This window comes from Halomonas sp. JB37 (assembly GCF_002332255.1).
Classification (GTDB): domain Bacteria; phylum Pseudomonadota; class Gammaproteobacteria; order Pseudomonadales; family Halomonadaceae; genus Vreelandella; species Vreelandella casei.
Genome location: NZ_NRGW01000001.1, coordinates 2,887,123 through 2,905,533 on the forward strand (window position 1 = coordinate 2,887,123; position 18,411 = coordinate 2,905,533).

Sequence of the window (18,411 nt, forward strand, 5' to 3'; positions counted from 1 at the left end):
AAAAGAACTTAACGCTCAAACAAATAGCGCTGCACATTGTGGTAACAAACCGCACGAACCATCTCACCCACGCGATCTATATCATTGGGTAACTCACCGCGGGATATTTGAGCGCCCAACATTTGGCAAAAAATACGTCGGAAGTAGTCGTGGCGTGAAAACGAGAGCAGGCTACGCGAATCCGTCAGCATGCCCACAAAGTGACGCAGCAGGCCAAACTGCATTTGAGTCGTCAGCTGGCGCTCCATCCCATCACGCTGGTCGTTAAACCACCAAGCGGCGCCAAACTGCACCTTGCCGGGGATACCATCGCCTTGAAAGGAGCCGGCTAGCCCAGCGAGCATTTCGTTATCGCGGGGGTTGAGGTTATAAAGCACGGTGCGGGGCAGTTGGCGCTCGCTATCAAGCCCATCCAACAGCGCTGCCAAGGGTTCTGCATACGTGATATCGCCAATCGCATCGAAACCACTGTTAGCGCCTATTTCACGTCGACCACGCCGGCTTAAATCGCGCAAAGCGCCAATATGCAGCTGCATTACCCAGCCTCGACGGGCGTACTCTTTACCAAGCCATAGCAGTACCGCGGTGGTAAAGCCGTGGGCCTCGTCGTGGCTCAGCTCTTTTCCTCGCATTCTGCTATCGAGTATCCGATCCAGCTCCTGGGCCGAAGGAGGCACAACAAACACAGGCTTCTCCAGGCTATGATCCGAAAGGCAGCAACCCAGGCTGGAGAAATGCTCAAGGCGCTGGAACAGGGCCGCCAGCAAGTCATCGAAGCGCTTTATCGTGACGCCACTGGCGACTTCGAGCGTGGCAAGGTAGTCGACAAAGGTTGGCTGCTCTATTTTGAGTACCGTATCGGCTCGAAAGGTCGGCAACATAGTCGGCCCAGTGCTCGCTTGTGCATGGCGTTGGTGGGTTTTCAAGCTGTCGACGGGATCATCGGTGGTACAAATAGTACTCACGTTAAAGCGTTCTAAAATACCCTGTGCACTCAGCTGTGGGGTTGCTAATCGCTGTTGAGAAAGATGCCAAACTTCCTCAGCTGTCTGGGGTGAAAGCAGCAGATTGTCGATTTCCAACGGCTTCTGCAGCTCAAGATGCGTCCAGTGATAGAGCGGGTTTCCAAGACAGTCGGGGACTGTTTCCGCCCAGGCTTGAAAGCGTTCGCGGTCACCGACATCGCCGGTAATTCGCTGTTCAGCAATACCTGCGCAGCGCATGGCACGCCATTTATAATGATCCCCTTTGAGCCATAGCTGGGTTAAATTATCGAACTGAATATTATTGGCAATTTCGATAGGATCTAGGTGTGAGTGATAATCGCAAATAGGCATAACAGCGGCGTGTTCATGGTAAAGCCGTCGGGCTGCTTCATTTTCCAATAAGAAGTCTTTACCCATAAACTCAACATTATCATTAAACATTATTTTTTCTCCTTTATTATGTAAGTGTCACAGGCAGTTTTAACCCAGCAGTAAATTGGGTAAAAACAACACAACACTGGGGAAAAATATAATGCCCAGCACTACCGCAAACACCGCTAAAGCAAAGGGCAACAGCTCACGACTGTAGTCATAAAAAGAGCAACGTAAGATGCCACACACCGTATACATGGAAATACCCACGGGAGGTGTCATGCCTCCAAAGGTAACCAGCGTCATCATTAGTAGCCCAAAATGCACAGGATCAACACCTGCGGCTTTAATAACAGGCACTAAAATAGGTGTTAACAACATTACAACAACCGTAGCTTCTAATAACATGCCTAGAAAAATAAGTAGCACAGCCAAGGTAAGTAGTAACGTTATTTGACTAGAGAATACGCCTAGCGTTAGCTCAGCGATTGTTTGTGGCACTCTTTCAAATGAGACAACATAGCCGATGATGCCGGAAAACATAATAATCAGCATAATCATACCAATATCTCTAACGCTGGCACGCATAGCGTTAAGGATTTCTTTAAACCCCATTTCCCGATGTATAACGCAGCCGATCAATAGTGCATAAGCCACTGCGAACGCGCCCGCCTCTGAAGGTGTAAACAGGCCATAGCGAATACCTACTAATAACCATACCGGGAAAAGAATTGCCCAAATACTGCTACGCAGGGCCTTTAAAACCTCGCGACCAGTGGGAAGGTTCTCCCTTACTGGAAGGTACCCCCGCCGCTTGGACATGATGTAAGTAGTCACCATCAGCGCCACCATTAGCAGGAAGCCCGGCACAAGTCCTGCAATAAACAAACGGCCAATGGAAACTTCACCCAGGTAGCCATACAGAATCAATCCAATACTAGGCGGTATGGTCGCGGTAATTAACCCTCCTACAGAGAGCACAGCACCTGTAAAGCCGGGCGAATATCCACCTTTAATCATACTTTTACCTAGCACACGAGATTGCATAGCGGCATCCGCCACGGCTGAACCCGACACACCGCCCATCAAGGTGCTCAACACGATACTAGCCTGGGCTAAACCACCGCTCATCCATCCCGCCAGCAAGGTAGAAAGATGAACCAAGCGGGGGGTAATACCACTGGCGTTCATCAGGTGGCCAATGAAGATAAATAGCGGGACGGCTAGCAGAGGAAATGATTGCGTTGATGAGACTATTCGCTGCACCGCGATACTCGTAGGTAAAAAGGTGTCCGGCAGGAGAAAGTAAGAAAAACCAGCAATACCAATGGCAAAAGCAACGGGCATGCCAATGGCCATGAGAAGCAAGCCGAAACTCAGCAGTAAAACAGCTGTCATAGCGCTTCCTCCACAATCTCATCATCGTCAGTAACCAAACTACCGATGATTCCGTTTGCGACAACACGACGTATGAGAGTTAGCAACATTAATGAAGCACCGACAGGCAACGCTAGCGTGATATAACCGTAGCTCAGTCCAGCTACCCCCATAGGCCGCTGCCAATTTGAGGAGGCTAAAGCAAAGCCATACCATATGAGAAGAGCGAGAAAGAGCGCCATCATCGCAAGGCAAAGGCTCGTGACTATCCATTGCAGTTTGGCTGGCATTCGCACCACAAATGCATCGATTCGCACCTGCCCACCCCTCCGCAACGTAATATCGGCGCCTAATACCGCGGTCCAGATAAATAGAAATTGAGCCAACTCAGCCCCCCCGGCAAAGGGTTGCCCAATGGCTCTAGCCGTTGCACTTACTAACATGGAAAGAGACGTACCACCGAGTAGCGTAATGGCTAGCCACTCCTCACCTTTATCGTACCAATACCACATACAGCATTCCTCGCCCCACGGGGCATGCGGATTGTTAAAAACTAGCGAAAAGGAAGTACCCCCACCTTAAAACAGATGGGAGTTGGTGCTGATTACTCCTCAGTAAGCAGTTGATCACGGTATTGGTCATAACCTAGCGTCTGATAGACGTTACCAACGCGCTCGCGAAAAACGTCGAGATCAACTTCATTAAAGGTTACGCCTGCGGCTTCCATTCGCTCGCGGACGCCTTCTTGCTCATCGGCCGTCGCCTGACTCGCTATTTCTCCGGCTTTTAATAATTCCTCATCAAGAATGATGCGTAACTCTTCAGGCAAGGACTGATACCATTGCTCAGAGGTGGCAATACCTGTCATTAAGTGAATATGATTCGTCAATGCTATATGGGTAATTACCTCGTGAAGATTTTGCCCTTCAGCACCTGTAAGCTGCGCCTCTGCACCATCGATGGAGCCTAGCTGTAGAGCAGAGTAAACCTCCGACCATGGCAATGGGGTAGCAGTAGCACCCATGGCTTCAATGGTGTTAACCCATACAGGCGAGTTAATGGTGCGCACACGCACTCCCCGTAAGTCATCGGGTGTATTAACTTCATTCTGGGTCAGCATCTGCCGAGTGCCCTGAAACCAGTTATAATTAAGCAGTCGCAAACCACTTGAGTCAGCCAAGCTCTCCACCCAATCTAGATAAAGTGGTGAGCTCGTAATTTGATGATAATCACGATAGTCTTCAACTAAGTAAGGGGCGCTTAAAATCCCCAATTCTGGTTGGTACTCCGATAAGCGCCCAGCATCAATAAGGATCGCAATATTGGCACCACTACGAATTTGCTCTACCACATCTTCATCTGAGCCAAGCTGACTATTAGGAAAAAGCTGAATCGTTAGCTCTCCTTCAGAACGCTCCTCAATTACTTGCTGAGCATCCACTATTGCCTGAGCGATAGGATCTTGCGGGTTTAGCGCTATTGAAATATTCAGCTGGTAAGCGGCGTGTGCTGAATTACTAACGACTAGCAGTGCAATAGCGGGAAGTAATTTTTTAAGCTTCATCTTCTGCTCCTAAGGGTCTTCATTTATTGTTGGTGTTTCACTAATTTATTAATACAGCTAGCTGTGTTTAATAAATTCGAATTAGTAATTTTTAATTATTCATTTTAAATGGCCAGAGCTGGAGTAACCAACTCTAACTCTTCAAACATCTCAGGAAAACGATGCTCCAGCTCAGGTAGCGAGTTAAGTATTTCATGCTGATGAATACTCATAGCCTTCGCTGCCGCGTTGGTATCTGCATCAGCTATTGCATCGACAATAGCCTGATGCTGATCAGCCAATTTAGCGATGGGTGTAGAGTCAGGAATACTCAAATAGCGGACCCTGTCTAGCTGTGCCTTCACGTCTTCGATCACCTTCCAGGCCATGACTTGGCCTGTCGAAAATGCCAACGTGCGATGGAACATCTCATCAAGAAGGAAAAAACGGTCATGATCTTTGCGTTCTATACAGCTGCGCTGACGGACGATGAGTTCGTTAAGCTCCATTAAAACACTGGATGAAAGGGTGCATTTGGCGGCCTTTAAAGCAATGGCTACCTCCAGAGACTCTCGAACAAAGCGCGCTTCTAACACCGCTCGCTGCGATATCTTAACCACGTAGGTGCCGCGCTGAGGCTTCACTTCCACCAAGCCAGCCTCAGACAGCCTTATAAAGGCTTCCCGCACTGGCTGGCGGCTGACAGAGAACGTGTCAGCGATTTCTTTTTCCGACAGCGCTTGGCCAGGGGCCAGCACCATTTGAATGATCGACTGCCTTAATACTTGAAATAGCCGCTGGCGAACTGAATCGCTGTCACGGGTTTCCTGCCATAGCGTTTGTAATGTCGTCTGCATAAACCTGAATCCGGATATGAAAGCTTGCCGGCCGTGGCGGCACCTTCTGACATGACTAGTATGGTAGTATGGATGAGATAGAGAAAGCCCCCACCGCTTATACTTTAGTCGCTCGACACTAGCGTAGCGCGCTGTCTTTTTCTGACCAAGCTGCACGTTATGTATATTGAACGGCGCTTTACGACAACTTTTTTGCTGCTCACGACGACACACTAGTAGGCGAACAAACTGCTTATTAGAGAGCACGCTATGAATCGCAATGTCATCCTTACCTGTGCCGTCACTGGCGCAGGTGATACCACCGCTAAAAATCCCAATGTTCCCATTACGCCCAAGGCCATCGCAGCCTCTTGTATTGAGGCTGCCCATGCTGGGGCCAGCATCGCGCACATCCACGTTCGCGATTTGGAAACCGGCGGCATTAGCCACTCTACAGAGCAGTTTCGTGAAGTGATGGAGCGCGTACGCGAGGCCGATGTGGATATCGTCATGAACATCACAGCGGGCGGTGGCGGTGACTGGATACCGGATGTGCAAGACCCCTCTCGCGGCGGCCCGGGCACTGATATTCAAACACCGGCAGAACGCCATGCACCGGTGGGCGAGCTACTTCCTGAGCTTTGTACCCTAGACTGCGGCAGCCTCAACTTTGGCGACATGGTGTACGTAAACCCTGCCGATTGGCTGCGTGAACATGCTCGTCTCGTTCAAGCCGCTGGCGTTAAGCCGGAACTAGAATGCTTTGACCTAGGCCACGTCTGGTTTGCCCGCCAGCTTCAGCAAGAAGGCTTGATCGACGGCGATCCGCTTTACCAGCTCTGCTTGGGCATTCCTTGGGGCGCCGAAGCGGACACCGAAACCATGTTAACGATGCGCAACAAACTTCCGGAAAACGCTAACTGGGCAGCTTTTGGTATAGGCCGCCATCAAATGCCGATGGTTGCTCAAGCGGTGCTGCTGGGTGGCCACGCACGGGTTGGCTTGGAAGATAACCTGTTTTTGGAAAAAGGCGTGCTGGCCAATAACGGCCAACTGGTCGAGAAAGCCGCGACCATCATTGAGAATCTTGGCGCTCGGGTGATGACGCCTGCTGAAACCCGCGCCCATCTTAAATTACGTGACCCTGCCGGAGGTGGCCTATGAATCGCTTAGCCATTATCGGTACCGGCGTGATTGGCAACGGCTGGATTGCCCGCGCCCTCGCACAGGGTTGGAATGTGGTTGCCTTTGATCCTGATCCGAACGCGCCAGCGCGCACCCAAGCGTTTATTGACAACGCTTGGCCCTCGCTAACACAGCTTGGCCTGGCACCCAACGCCAGCCCGGAGCGACTGACGTTTGCAGCGACGATTGAAGAGGCAGTTAACGGCGCGGACCTGATTCAGGAAAACGTTCCTGAGCGACTAGAGCTTAAGCAAGAAATTCTGGCCGCCATTGACGCCGCCGCAGCAGCCGACGTCATTATTGGCTCGTCCACCTCTGGCTTCAAACCTACCGACCTGCAGCAAAACTGCCAGCAAGCGCCGGGGCGTGTCATCGTCGCCCACCCCTTCAACCCGGTATATTTATTGCCGCTGGTTGAGCTTGTCGGGGGCGAAGCCACACAGCCCGCGCAGATTGCTAGCGCCCAAGCGCTTTATCAGTCGCTCGCCATGCGACCACTGGTGGTTCGTCGTGAAATTGAGGGCCACATCGCCGACCGTTTAATGGAAGCGCTGTGGCGCGAAGCCTTACACTTAGTCAACGATGGTGTGGCCACCACTGAAGAAATCGATGCCGCCGTGGTTTATGGCTGTGGTCTGCGCTGGCCGCTGATGGGCACGTTCCTCACTTTCCACTTAGCCGGTGGCGAGCCTGGCATGCGCCATATGCTGGAACAATTCGGCCCCGCGCTAAAACTCCCCTGGACCAAACTGGAGGCCCCAGAACTCACCGATGAGCTAATCGACAAAGTGGTCGAGGGCTGTGAGCACCAAGCCGCCGGGCGCTCAGTAGCCACGCTGGACCGGCGTCGGGATGACTTTTTAGTCGAACTGTTGGAGGTAGTGCAAAAATACTGGCCGGAAGCCGAAGGGCTAAAGGGACGCATTTAATGATCATCCATGAAACCCACGTCGCACCCGAGTGGGTCGACTACAACGGGCACATGAACGACGCGGAGTACGCCCGCGTCTTTTCCCAAGCCTGTGAATCGTTGATTGACCACATAGGTTTAGATGAAGCGGGCCGTGAGCACTATGGCTATACGATTTATACCCTGGAAACCCACCTGTGTTATCGCCGCGAAGCACAGCAAGGCCAACCGCTCAATATTGACCTAACGTTGCTTGATAGCGATGCAAAACGCCTGCACGTGTTTTTCGCCATGTTCGACGATGAAGGCAACCTATTAGCGACCAGCGAACAAATGCTGATGGGCATGGCACAGGACTCTGGGCGACCAAGCCCGTTTCCCGAAGCAGTCGCACATCTTGTAGCAGCACTGCCACGAGCAAGCAGCGATGCCTGGCCGGAACTTGCTGGCCGCACTATTGGCATTCGACGCTAAGGGTTACGACGCTAATAGGGACAGGAAAGATGAACATAGAGGCCTTTATTCAGCACTTTAGCGCAGGACTGGCGGCGATGGATGAGCTGCCCTTGCCACAAGCGCGCAGCGCCTACGATAAGCTTTGCCGCACGTTCGCCCCACCTGACCCGCTGGGAATGAGAATTGAAAATACCGTTTTGAGCGGCGTTAGCGTGCGCCGCTTTATTCCCCAGCAGCTAGCACCGGGCTGTGTGCTGTTTATCCATGGCGGCGGATTTACCATCGGCTCAGTGGAGAGCCACCACGGCCCCGCCGCAAGCCTAGCTCAAGCGCTAGGGCGTGAAGTGGTCAGCGTCAACTATCGGCTGGCGCCAGAGGTAGATTACGCGGCTATGTTGGCAGACTGCCAAACGATACTAATGGCCGTTCAACCTATTGCGTTAGTGGGTGACAGCGCTGGCGGGAGGTTAGCTATCGACCTTGCACGTTCACTTATCGAGGCGCCGCCGTTAGGGTTGATTTACCCGCCGGTTGGCGAACTGTTGCTGGAATATCTCGGTGAAGATGCACCGCTGCTGTCACGTAGTGACGTACTCGGCATTCGAAAATACTGCCCAGAAATCAATGCACATCAGTTTGATCGACGCCCTCCTAGCACGTGCATTGAAGTATTGACGGTAGCGCACGACCCGCTAACGCTGCCAATGGAAGCTGCCGTTACTGGCTGGTGTAAAGCGGGGGCTTCAGTTGGCTATCGATGTGCACCGCAAATGGTGCACGCCGCTCTTCACGCCCAATCCCAACTGCCCGCCATGGGCGCGGCATGGCAGGACTTTTGCCTTAAACTAAAACAGCGCCTTAATGAATAAGGCGCTGTTTTAAGAACAACCGATACGTTAAGAGCCGAACTGCGCACGCACCTGATCAATAGCGGGTTCGCCATCGCGGGTTTTAACGCCGTCTAGCCATTGGGCTACAGTGTCTAAGTTATTACTAATCCACTCCTGCGCGACATCATCCGCCGCACGCTCTTCATAGCTATACTCGTGCACCCAGTCATTTTGGTCTTCAATATCGATCACGTATTGTGACAAAAAGCGGTGAACCTCGGGGGCTTCCTCAGCTAGGCTGGCAGGTGTGACCGTCCACACGGTGCTTTCAATGGAGGCTACGCCTGCATCATCACTATCGGCTAAATACGCCAAATCAAAGCTCACGTTCATCCAGTGAGGCTCCCAGCCGACAAACGTCACCCACTCTTCATCGGCTATTTTTTGTTCAGCTTGGGCCAGCATGGCCGAGGTTGAGCTTTCACTCAGCTGCCAATCCCCCAGGCCTACAATGTCGTTATCAATGGCGTTAAGGATCGCCTCGTTAATACCGGTGCCCGCTTCAATGCCTTGGATTTCTCCACCGAATTGATCACGATGTTCGGCCAACTCAGCCACGGTGGTCACCCCTGCATCATAAACATACTGCGGCACGACGAGCCCGGAATTGGCGCCTTTGATATTGGAAACCACTTTTTCTACTTTTCCGTCAGCCACCAGAGGCTCGATCATGTCAGTCTGGACGGGATACCAGCCGCCTAAGTAAATATCCAGATCGTTACGCGATAAGCCGCCCAGAATAATGCTCACGGCTAAATCTTGCTGGCGCGTTTTATACCCCATTGTCTCAAGTAGTTGAGCAGCCACTTCCGATTTCACGGTAACGCCAGGCCACGGCGGCACGCCAAAACGCAGTTCATCAAGCTCCGCCATCGCTGGGGCGGCAGCGAACGCAGAAAGTAAAAAACCCGCTGTAAGTGACAACGACTTGGTAGTGTAAGACATGAGGCTAAACCTTTTATTAACTGGATTATGTTATTAACTGGATTAAACCAGTATGCGCCGCTACCTGCAGGTCACTAAGCATGAAGCGACACTTACCAACCACAAGGCGCCACTTCTTATTTAAAGGGCTTTTCTACAACGGGGTTGAAAATCACCGGTAGCGAACGGCTCTTGGTGAGTAGCCGTAATGGGCACGAAACGTGCGCGCAAAGCTTGATGACGAACTAAACCCACAGGCCAGCCCCACCGCCAGCACTGCTAAATCGGTCTCGACCAGCAGCCGCTTGGCGCGTTTAACGCGTAGCTGCAAGTACCACTGGCGAGGCGTCATGCTTAGCTCTTGCTCAAACAAGCGCTGCAACTGGCGAACCGACACCTCAACGCGGCTTGCCACTTCTTCCAGGCTGAGCGGCTCTTCAATGTTCTGCTCCATTAGCGCAACCGCTTCTACCACGTGCCGGTTATGAGTGCTTAGCCGCTTTACCAACGCCGTGCGCTGCTGGTCGCTGCGCGTTCTAATACGGTCATGAATAAGCTGCTCAGAGACATCAATCGCCAGCTTCACTCCATGGCGGCGCGCAATCATTTCTAGCGCCATATCCATGGCTGCCGCCCCACCCGCGCAGGAAAAACGCCGTTCGCCTAGTTCGTACAGTTCGTCAGTTGTCTCGATACCCGGGAAGCGTTCGCGAAACGCAGGCAGGCTCTCCCAGTGCAGCGCCACCCGTTCATGCGTTAGCAACCCGGTGGACGCGAGCAAGAATGCCCCAGTATCAATACCGCCTAAACAGCAGCCCGCCTGGTCTAACTGATGCAGCCATGCCATTAAGGGCCGAGTAAGATGGGCTTCTGGCGTGAAACCGCTGCACACTGCCAGTGAGGGCAAATGGTGCACCTGGCCAGTTGATTGATCCGCCATTAGCGTCATGCCGTTCGACGCCGTTACCGGCCCACCGTCAGCGCTAATCAGCGTCCAATCAAACAGTGGGCGATCAGAAATACGATTCGCAATCCGTAACGGCTCAACCGCTGCGAAGAAGGCCATCATGGAAAACTGCGGTAACAATAAAAACCCCACCATTTCAGGTAAAGGGCCTTGGTAATCAAGACGCATAGCATTGCCTAGAATTGAAACGTTTTATAGAAAAGCGGCTCTACCATAGCGTGTTCGGCTCTTAAGATCGGTAATCCATCGAAAATAATGGCGTCGTATATTCAATATCGGCTAACCAAAACAGTGCCGCATAGAGGACGTAACCATGAACATTACACATTTAGAGCACGTCATTATTGCGTTGATGATTCAGTGCGCCTTGCTGTGGCTAGTCTCGGCGAAGATGGGAGGCACTATCGCCATTGCGCTGCTACTGGGAAGAGAGATTGCACAGCACGAATATCGGTTGGGTATTCAACGCGGCTGGGAATGGGGTGAAACATTACCGGTTGGCATGTTCGAGGGCGTTTGGCGCGGCTGGACTCTCGACTCAGCGTTCGACGTACTGCTACCAGCAGCAGCCTGTGCCGTACTAGCCACTGCCATTAGCGTTTGGCGTAGAAAAAGCAGCGCGCTCAAATAGCCATGTTTATGGCTTCTGAACTCTGGCTCCTGACCTGTGAGTTTAAACACGCTTAAACTGGCAGCACCGAACACTGATCAGTCATTCTCCATCCGCTCGTTACGATAGAGCTGCCCCTGATTTTCTACTCGCCCATCGGGTAAGCGGCAGTATCTTCCGGTGCCCAGGCTGGTTTCTTGAACCTCCGTCTCACCGCCAATACTTTCGCAGTATTGAGCTGCGCGCTGGGTCATATAGTTTTGCGTGTTATCACCCCCACCCTCGCTTGCACAACCTGCCAGCAACAGCAAAGCGCTCATTAAAAAAACCTGACGGCCCTCACGCATCAGCCTTTTAACGTTACACCCTGCCTCTACCGGCGTTGAAATCATCCGCATGGCGGCCTCCTTATATGTTTCGAACACTCATTCATTACCTTAGCGCCGCACGCTATCAATGGCTATCTTATTGATGCCACCATTTGCTGTTATCAAAAATGGTAGCTAAGCTGTAATCAGCCTCGCAGATGTATAGCTCTTGTAGATAGACATGAGCTGTACCGGCGGGCAGTACCCTGATCATAAGGCCAAGATCGAATTCAGACGGCCAATATCGAATTCATAAGGAGAGTGAAGCTATGTCCAGCCCTGAACATAAGCAAAAGATCTGGAAGATGATCAAAGATATCAAAGTTGGCATGCTGGTGACGTTAGACAACGACACCCCGCGCGCCCGGCCAATGCACTTAGTGCAAGCAGAGTATGGCGGCACCCTGTGGTTTTTTACTCGGCGCAGCGCCGAAAAGGTGTTTGAAGCCAAACGAGATCATGATGTATGCCTCAGTTTTTCTGATCAAGAAGATGGCGTGTACGTTTCGCTTTCCGGAAAAGCTAACCTTACCAATGATCGAGACCTAATCGAGAAATACTGGAACTCTTTCATTGCAGCCTGGTTTCCTGAAGGCAAAGACGACCCGGATGTTGCGCTGCTGGAAATTAAAGTAGAGATGGGCGAGCACTGGAAATCAAAAGAGAGCAAAGCCTTCCAGCTTTACGAAATTGCGAAAGCTAACCTGAAAAAAGACGCCACGCCGAACCTCGGTGAAAACGAAAAGTTCGGCGGTTAACGTCATACCCAAGCGCCCTACTACGGGGCGCTTATTCCGCTACGCCGTTACATCTACATTCTTATATCGCATAGCCGACCTGAATCGCGTCAAGGCCAGAAGCGTTGACTATCAATCACCGTAATGAACGGCCGTAATAGCATTTTTAGGCGACCCATCCACTAGCCGAGTACTGTAGGTAAGATAAACAAAGGTTTGCGTTTCGGTGTCGTGCATACGCACAACGCGCAGATTTTTGAACAATGCTGAGCGGCGCTGGGTAAAAATCACCTCTTGCTCCTCCACATCAGCCGGGGTAAACACTATCTCTCCCGTTTGCCGGCATACCACGCTGGCCTCACTTGCCTCTTCAGCCAACCCTACCGCCCCGGAAATGCCGCCGACCTGCGAATAGGAAATATAGCAGGAAATACCCTGCACCTTCGGGTCATCAAAACGCTCTACTTCAATGGTGTTATTGGGCCCGAGCATACGGAACTCGGTACGCACGCTGCCAATATGAGCATCCTGCGCCAACAGCACAGGCGGCAGTAGCGCAAACATCATGGCAAGTGTGTTTAGAGCAATGCGTTTAGAGAAAAACATGGGGAGTGTCCTTTCCGTAAGTAGCGGAGTAAGCGTTAGACGCAGAGCATGGCTAACGCCTACCATTTAAACGGCAGCCGCTGAAAATCACAAAGCAAAACGAAGACGCAAAAGAAGAAAACGACTGTGGTGGGGATATGGCGTCCCTAGAAACACCACAGTGCTGTGTCTATCCATCGCAAGCACAGCCACTTGGCTGATGGCAGGTATAGCTGCGACTGATGCAGGAGTTGCCGCACGCTTTACCCTTCCGGCAAACTTTACAGCAACCGCCTTGGGCTAAGGCCAGCTCTGTGGGCAGAGTATCAAAAACCAGACCGCACTCTGCGCTCTCCTCACTCACTTGCAGCTCAGCTTGGGTTATCCATGTTTCTGAATCGACCGCTGGCCGCTCAGCACTCACCGCCCCGGCGAAGCACAGCGCCAGTACTAATATTATTGCTCGGATAGTCACCTGCGTTCCCTTCGTTTATTTTTTTGGCAGCGGAGTATAAGCGGGAACGGATTAAATAGGGATTTCTTAATACCCAGGCTGACGCTGATCAGCCATTTAAGCTTCGAACTGAGGAGGGATTCCAATCTGGATGCGGCCTAAAGACCATAACGGCGGGGATTAAAAAAGTGGCAGTGAAGACTAAAACAAGTGATATGGCGTCCCTGGCAGGATCATAACCTGACTCCTAAGATCATGATAAATATAACTATCACTAATTATAAAAATCTCTCGCATACCTTGCCGCATACCATTTGTAATTTGGTAGGCCCATTTCTACTACCCTGCCATTGGAAAGCCATCTACCTTTTCATAGCGGTATTTTTTGCAGGGGGATATACAATGCAACACCAATACGTAAGCACCAGCCAGCTAAGCGAACGCTACGGCCGTTCATCACGAACCATTTACCGCTGGCAAAGAACCATAGGGTTCCCGAAACCTCTTATTCCTGGAGGCAATGGTTCAGAAGCGCGCTGGCGAGAGAGCGATATTAAATCATGGGAAGACAAACGGATGTGTGATGAATAGTTGAATCACAGTCGGTTTCAACCAAGCGCTTTAGAACGGTCTGCTAGAAGAATCGCAGAAATAGCTCTGTAGGTTTCATCGCGTTCAACACTATGGCCTGATGCAGGAACGAATATGGCAAACCTTATTACTGCCAAGGAGCTGGCTAAAAGGCTATCAGTAAGCCAGCGCAAAGCTTACTCACTGAAGAGAGTTGTTGGCTATGTCCAAATCGAGGGTAATATCCGTTTCGAAGTAGAAGCTGTTGAGGCATATATTGCAAGTTGTAAAAGGAGCCCACTACCAGACCCCCACAGCAAGTGGGAAGCACGAGTAGGGACTTCATCAGGCTCAACATCCCGTAAGCATGTCACTGCAGCGGATATCAAAGCGCTCCTAGACCAAAAGAGGAAAGAAAAGCAGGAGTCGATGCATGCAAGAACGGTTCGTGACGACCAGTGAACTATGCGAGCGCTACGGACGCCACCGGAACACGCTGCAGCGCTGGCAAACAACGAAGGGCTTTCCCAAGCCGGTTATCCAAGGTGGCCACGGCGCTGAATCCCGGTGGCGCGAAAGTGACCTTAAGGCATGGGAGGATAAGCAGGTATTTGGAAGCTAGCCCCAAGCATCTCTTTAAGATTGCAGGCACCGAATATAGCTGTGTCGATTATAACGAGGCTTCCGATCTTAGCATTTACTAGCATCTCATGGGGTTTAAGGGTCATTCCATGGCATACGCCTAAATCCCTACTTTTCCCTACCTTGTGCCCTTCCCTGTTATCATCACGCGCATGTGGCTTCCCTGTTGCGACAGAGTATCTTTAAGAGACTCTGTTGGCACTAGTGGTGCCCTAATGTTTCAGGGCATCTATTCAACGAGCGCAATTTTGCGTCCATTGCCATTATCCGATTATCGGGTATCGTCGGGAACGACGATTTGGCGCTCTCGATGTAGGAGCCCTTGAAACCAAGGGCTCGTTCCTCAGTCCTATGATAGTGCGCACCACTGTTAATCTCCTTAAATTCAAGGAGAGTACTACGAAACTTTCGTAATACCCGGGATTAGGGGGATTACTCTGAATAACCTCCTCGAATTGCAGGTATTAAAAAAGCCCTAGCTTTCGCCAGGGCTTGATTCTGTTATCTACCTGTATGCAGGCACGCTAGTGCGGTAGGTTTGATAGGCCATACTTATACTTTAGCGCCTTGTGCACTTTGCCGTCAGTCAGCAGGCTATTCACCCATATATCGATGTACTGCGTGCCGTTTTGATCACTGCGCTGCTGAACCTGGCCAGCTCGGCTAGCATCTTCATGCATGTGGATCTCTAATTTTGATGCTTCCGGCTGGCTTTGCTGTGGCGCATCCTGTCGGCGGTAACGCTCCAAGCGGTCAGTAACTGGTATTGGTGAGCGGCTGACATAGCCGCCATCTGCGTATCCAGATAAACCCTTACGCATCGCTTCAACTACACCTACGCCACCGGCGCGGGCAACGTCGCTCTTGCTCCATACCACTTCATCAGCGTGGACTAGGCCCGCTATGTCGTGCTTAGCTCCCGGGCCAGTCCAGCCGCCTTCGGCAAATCCGGCAAAGCTGCCGCTACTTGAGGCGCCATAGCTACTGGAAAACAATCCGCCAAGTTGACCTCCAGCAGCAGACACCGCATAAGCAGCGGTCATTCCCGCAATCGCTGGGGCCGCGTTAGCACCAAATGATGCAAGTGATGCGGCAGCGGCGGCAGGTGCGTAGGCTGCCGCAATGGCGCTACCTGTTGCGGTCGCTGAGCCAATAGCCGCTGCTTCTGAGGCTTTGCCCATCGTCATCTGAACCGCCTGATAAGCCAGCCATTGCCCCGCCATCTGTCCCAGCGAATTAATCATCGACCGGGCAATCCCGTCGGAGAGGTTATAAAACGCCTCTCCGAAGCTCTGGCTATCAAAGATCATGGCTTCGAAAGCGTTACCAAACCCTCGCTGGAAATTCTCAGCTGTGTTGGCAGCGAGCTGATCGAAATCGGTGAGCGCGGTTTCAGCCGACTGGAGCCACTTGGTCCAGTAGTCGTCCTGTCCCTGGCTGGCCAGTGGGTTAGTAGGCGCACCCAGACCACCACGAACCCCAATCTCAGCCCCAAAGCCACCACCGCCACCGTACACAGCGCTAGCTGTCTGCGTGCTTAGCTGGGCCTGCTCTAGCTGGTTAAGCGCTTCTAGGTAACGCATGACGCCCATCTCGCCTTTGGCCCATGCGAGCGTTAAAAGCTCTTGATCGTCGCGATAACTGCGCTGGGCGGCTTCAAGCGGAAACAGGCGGTCGGTTAGGGATTGGAGGCTGGAGGCGAACTGTTCGGCCTCGCGCCTGGCATCTTCCATCGCCTTTTTGGATGATCCAGATACATCTTGGATAATGCCGCCCAGTCCAAGCATGCCAGCGCCTAATCCATCTGCAGCCTTGGTGCCTTCGCTAAACCCTTCGGCCACCAAGCCAAACTCACCGCGTGCCATGCGAGCTTCAAAGGCAGCATCTGAAATATTGTTACGCAATACGCCTAAGCGATCAGACAAGCCCCCAGCCATGTTGCCTAGGTAATCGGTGTTTAGATTTTCTTGGCTAATCTGGCCTACTTGCTCAATAGCTTCCTTAAAAGGAGCTGTGAAATTGTCCGAAAGCTGATCGCGAAGTTGGTTAAAGGAACTAAAGGATCTGTCACCAGACAGGATGTTCAACAGATCCATCATAAAAGCTCTGCTAAGACCCAGCGTATCTCTAAACGCATTAGAGAAGGCATCTCGAGTAGCGCCAGCAACAAGGCCGACAGAGCTGCCAAACGTGTCCATATAAGCAATCATGCCATTGGCAGAATCCCGCGCATCGCTTATTAGGTCACTATACATAGCCGACCACACGGCGCCTGCTAGCGTCGCACTGCTGGTCATTAACTGGCTGGCGCGACCGAGCGCACTTTCGGTATCGCTAAGCATGCCGCCGGCTGCATCACTTACCGTTCGCTGAGTACCTACCCACACGCCCTGCGTCCAGTCCGCAACGCTCGCCTGCGTATCGCCAAACTCCATAGTGGCGTTACGGGCTCCATAGTAAGCGCCAGCTAAGGCGGTTACGCCGGCAGCTGCTAGAACGATAGGGTTACGACGTATCACCTTAAGAAAAGCGCTCTGTGCCGTAGTAACGGCCCAGGTAGCGGTAGCCAAGCCGTACTTTGCGCCCGTTAAGGCAATAACCGCTCCAGTAGCACCACGAAGCGCCCAATCAAGCGAAACCATTTGATCCGTAATAGGGCCAACGTTGTCCCGCACTGCATCGGCCGCATTCACCATCATCCCGGCGATACCTTCACTGGTACCGAAAGCCTGATCGATAGAACCCACCAGCTCTAACGCGCTATTGCCAATCAACGTAAAGCCATCGGCCAGCGTTGCAGGCATAGCGTCGGCCTCTTTACGCAGTACCTCCATCTGGCTCGTTAGTGCCGCGATTACTCGCTCAGTGGTTAGCGTCCCTGATCCACCCATTTCACGGAGCTCAGAGGTAGCCACACCCAAACCATCAGCCAATGCCTGAGTGAGTCGATCACCACGCATCAAAACGGTGTTCAGCGCATCGCCTCTTAGCTCACCCAGAGAGAAGGACCGGGATAAAGCATCCATAACAATGGCAGCGTCTTGCCCGCGCATGGAGCTAATTACCATTGAGTTGTTCAGAGCATCCGACAGATCAAGCTGGCGCTCAGTGGATACGCCAAGCTCTCGCATCGTGTTGGCATTGGCCAGGAAGGTTTCAGCAGTCGCGTTCAAGCTGCTATAGGTTGAGCGTGCAGTCTGCGACAAGCGCTGCAGGGTATCCGTCGCAGTGGCAGTGCTGCCTGTAGCGTTGGCTACACGGCTATTCAGATCGCTCCATGTGTCTGCATAGGTGCTGATTTGCCTGATTGAGAAGGCGCCAGCCAACAAGCCAATGACTCGGTTAACGCGGCCCATAGCGGCAGCAGTGGCCTCCCCGCGTCCTTCGACTTGCGAAAGCTTACTCTCCAAAGCTCTCAGGCTTTTCTCGGCCTTACTGCTATCGATAATGATTTCAAGGCGTGAGCTGCTTGTTTTCATGATCGGCCACCTTTCAGCCTACTGACAGGACCATTACGCTTGAGATCGCGCTCCAGGTGGAGGCGTTCGCCTTCGCTCAGCTCCTTCTTCGGGCAAAGCTTATCAACTAGTTCGCGCCGATCTGCGTGAGTCATGCCCCCCATTTTCACCTGCAGGTTAGCCAACGCCCTGATCATAGAGGCTGTTGCTTCACGCATCTCATCAAAGTCTGCGCTGCCGGTGGACTGCATCCACTCAAGCTGGATCACCATCGCATTAGTGTCAGCTCCAATCATGCCTGTGCCTCCTGGCGCCCTTGGCTGGCGCTTAACATATGGTCCAGCTCGATCAGCTTTGCGGCGGCGGTTACGTCACCGTTATCTACAGCCTTGCGCAGCGTTAGCCAGCATTGATCGATAACGCCTTTTCCTGGGCGCCGGTTAAGCCCCCTCTTTCCTCTTACTCTGCTCATTTGCATTTACTCGCAATTAAATTTCACATAACCACTCATATACGCAATATAATAGCTCATATACTGGCT

The 18,411-nt window shown here is 52.1% G+C and carries 19 protein-coding genes; 7 read left to right on the top strand and 12 right to left on the bottom strand.

Translation table 11 applies throughout. From position 1 onward, the window contains the following. Nucleotides 1-8: 8 nt before the first annotated feature. From uxaC to CIK78_RS13475, 5 genes are all read right to left on the bottom strand, one after another. On the bottom strand, nt 9-1,427 hold the full coding sequence (gene uxaC / locus CIK78_RS13455; RefSeq protein WP_096281025.1) for a glucuronate isomerase: 1,419 nt from the start codon (nt 1,425-1,427) through the stop codon (nt 9-11). Nucleotides 1,428-1,466: 39 nt separating this feature from the next. Further along, nucleotides 1,467-2,756: a TRAP transporter large permease gene (locus CIK78_RS13460; RefSeq protein ID WP_096281027.1), complete on the bottom strand. Its 1,290-nt coding sequence runs from the start codon at nt 2,754-2,756 to the stop codon at nt 1,467-1,469. Continuing rightward, nucleotides 2,753-3,247, bottom strand: coding sequence for a TRAP transporter small permease (locus CIK78_RS13465; RefSeq protein ID WP_096281029.1), 495 nt, complete (start codon nt 3,245-3,247; stop codon nt 2,753-2,755). The genes CIK78_RS13460 and CIK78_RS13465 overlap by 4 nt, the downstream gene beginning before the upstream one ends. 92 nt (nt 3,248-3,339) lie before the next feature. Then, complete coding sequence (locus CIK78_RS13470) at nt 3,340-4,299, bottom strand: C4-dicarboxylate TRAP transporter substrate-binding protein (protein ID WP_096281031.1); 960 nt, start codon at nt 4,297-4,299, stop codon at nt 3,340-3,342. Nucleotides 4,300-4,403: 104 nt separating this feature from the next. Next, a complete protein-coding gene (locus CIK78_RS13475) occupies nt 4,404-5,135 on the bottom strand; it encodes a GntR family transcriptional regulator (protein ID WP_096281034.1) in 732 nt (243 codons plus the stop codon). A 249-nt stretch (nt 5,136-5,384) separates the two neighbouring features. On the opposite strand from CIK78_RS13475, the gene CIK78_RS13480 reads away from it, so the two are divergent. The 4 genes from CIK78_RS13480 to CIK78_RS13495 are packed head-to-tail and all read left to right on the top strand — an operon-like array spanning nt 5,385 to nt 8,534. Next, the gene (locus tag CIK78_RS13480; protein WP_096281036.1) at nt 5,385-6,278 is read left to right on the top strand and encodes a 3-keto-5-aminohexanoate cleavage protein; all 894 of its coding nucleotides are present in this window, start codon (nt 5,385-5,387) and stop codon (nt 6,276-6,278) included. Next, a complete protein-coding gene (locus CIK78_RS13485) occupies nt 6,275-7,228 on the top strand; it encodes an L-carnitine dehydrogenase (RefSeq protein ID WP_096281038.1) in 954 nt (317 codons plus the stop codon). The genes CIK78_RS13480 and CIK78_RS13485 overlap by 4 nt, the downstream gene beginning before the upstream one ends. Next, the gene (locus tag CIK78_RS13490; protein WP_096281040.1) at nt 7,228-7,683 is read left to right on the top strand and encodes a thioesterase family protein; all 456 of its coding nucleotides are present in this window, start codon (nt 7,228-7,230) and stop codon (nt 7,681-7,683) included. Before CIK78_RS13485 ends, CIK78_RS13490 begins: the two co-directional genes overlap by 1 nt. A 29-nt stretch (nt 7,684-7,712) precedes the next feature. Then, nucleotides 7,713-8,534 carry an alpha/beta hydrolase fold domain-containing protein gene (locus CIK78_RS13495; protein WP_096281042.1) on the top strand — a complete coding sequence of 274 codons (822 nt, stop codon included), beginning with the start codon at nt 7,713-7,715 and terminating at the stop codon, nt 8,532-8,534. A 27-nt stretch (nt 8,535-8,561) separates the two neighbouring features. Here CIK78_RS13495 and CIK78_RS13500 read toward each other — a convergent pair whose 3' ends face one another. Then, entirely contained in the window at nt 8,562-9,500 is a 939-nt protein-coding gene (locus CIK78_RS13500; protein WP_096281044.1) for an ABC transporter substrate-binding protein, read from the bottom strand. Nucleotides 9,501-9,651: 151 nt separating this feature from the next. Further along, nucleotides 9,652-10,614 carry a GlxA family transcriptional regulator gene (locus CIK78_RS13505; protein WP_096281046.1) on the bottom strand — a complete coding sequence of 321 codons (963 nt, stop codon included), beginning with the start codon at nt 10,612-10,614 and terminating at the stop codon, nt 9,652-9,654. A gap of 145 nt (nt 10,615-10,759) precedes the next feature. On the opposite strand from CIK78_RS13505, the gene CIK78_RS13510 reads away from it, so the two are divergent. Beyond that, entirely contained in the window at nt 10,760-11,077 is a 318-nt protein-coding gene (locus CIK78_RS13510; protein ID WP_096281048.1) for a hypothetical protein, read from the top strand. A 77-nt stretch (nt 11,078-11,154) separates the two neighbouring features. Here the strand turns inward: CIK78_RS13510 and CIK78_RS13515 are convergent, their stop codons facing one another. Beyond that, nucleotides 11,155-11,454, bottom strand: coding sequence for a DUF333 domain-containing protein (locus CIK78_RS13515; RefSeq protein ID WP_225734260.1), 300 nt, complete (start codon nt 11,452-11,454; stop codon nt 11,155-11,157). 239 nt (nt 11,455-11,693) lie between these two features. Here CIK78_RS13515 and CIK78_RS13520 point away from each other — a divergent pair, with 239 nt between their 5' ends. Next, nucleotides 11,694-12,182 carry a pyridoxamine 5'-phosphate oxidase family protein gene (locus tag CIK78_RS13520; RefSeq protein WP_096281050.1) on the top strand — a complete coding sequence of 163 codons (489 nt, stop codon included), beginning with the start codon at nt 11,694-11,696 and terminating at the stop codon, nt 12,180-12,182. 111 nt (nt 12,183-12,293) lie between these two features. Here the strand turns inward: CIK78_RS13520 and CIK78_RS13525 are convergent, their stop codons facing one another. After that, nucleotides 12,294-12,767, bottom strand: coding sequence for a CreA family protein (locus CIK78_RS13525; RefSeq protein ID WP_096281052.1), 474 nt, complete (start codon nt 12,765-12,767; stop codon nt 12,294-12,296). Between the two features lie 1,436 nt (nt 12,768-14,203). Between CIK78_RS13525 and CIK78_RS17800 the strand changes: the two genes are divergently transcribed. Next, a complete protein-coding gene (locus tag CIK78_RS17800) occupies nt 14,204-14,392 on the top strand; it encodes a helix-turn-helix domain-containing protein (protein ID WP_141393038.1) in 189 nt (62 codons plus the stop codon). A 544-nt stretch (nt 14,393-14,936) separates the two neighbouring features. Here the strand turns inward: CIK78_RS17800 and CIK78_RS13535 are convergent. From CIK78_RS13535 to CIK78_RS13545, 3 genes are read right to left on the bottom strand one after another with little or no spacing between them, the layout of a single operon-like run. Continuing rightward, nucleotides 14,937-17,891 carry a tape measure protein gene (locus tag CIK78_RS13535; protein ID WP_096281056.1) on the bottom strand — a complete coding sequence of 985 codons (2,955 nt, stop codon included), beginning with the start codon at nt 17,889-17,891 and terminating at the stop codon, nt 14,937-14,939. Continuing rightward, nucleotides 17,888-18,166 carry a hypothetical protein gene (locus tag CIK78_RS13540; protein WP_096281058.1) on the bottom strand — a complete coding sequence of 93 codons (279 nt, stop codon included), beginning with the start codon at nt 18,164-18,166 and terminating at the stop codon, nt 17,888-17,890. The genes CIK78_RS13535 and CIK78_RS13540 overlap by 4 nt, the downstream gene beginning before the upstream one ends. Then, nucleotides 18,163-18,342 (bottom strand): hypothetical protein, encoded by a 180-nt coding sequence (locus tag CIK78_RS13545; RefSeq protein WP_141393039.1) that lies wholly within the window; start codon nt 18,340-18,342, stop codon nt 18,163-18,165. Before CIK78_RS13545 ends, CIK78_RS13540 begins: the two co-directional genes overlap by 4 nt. Nucleotides 18,343-18,411 lie beyond the last annotated feature (69 nt).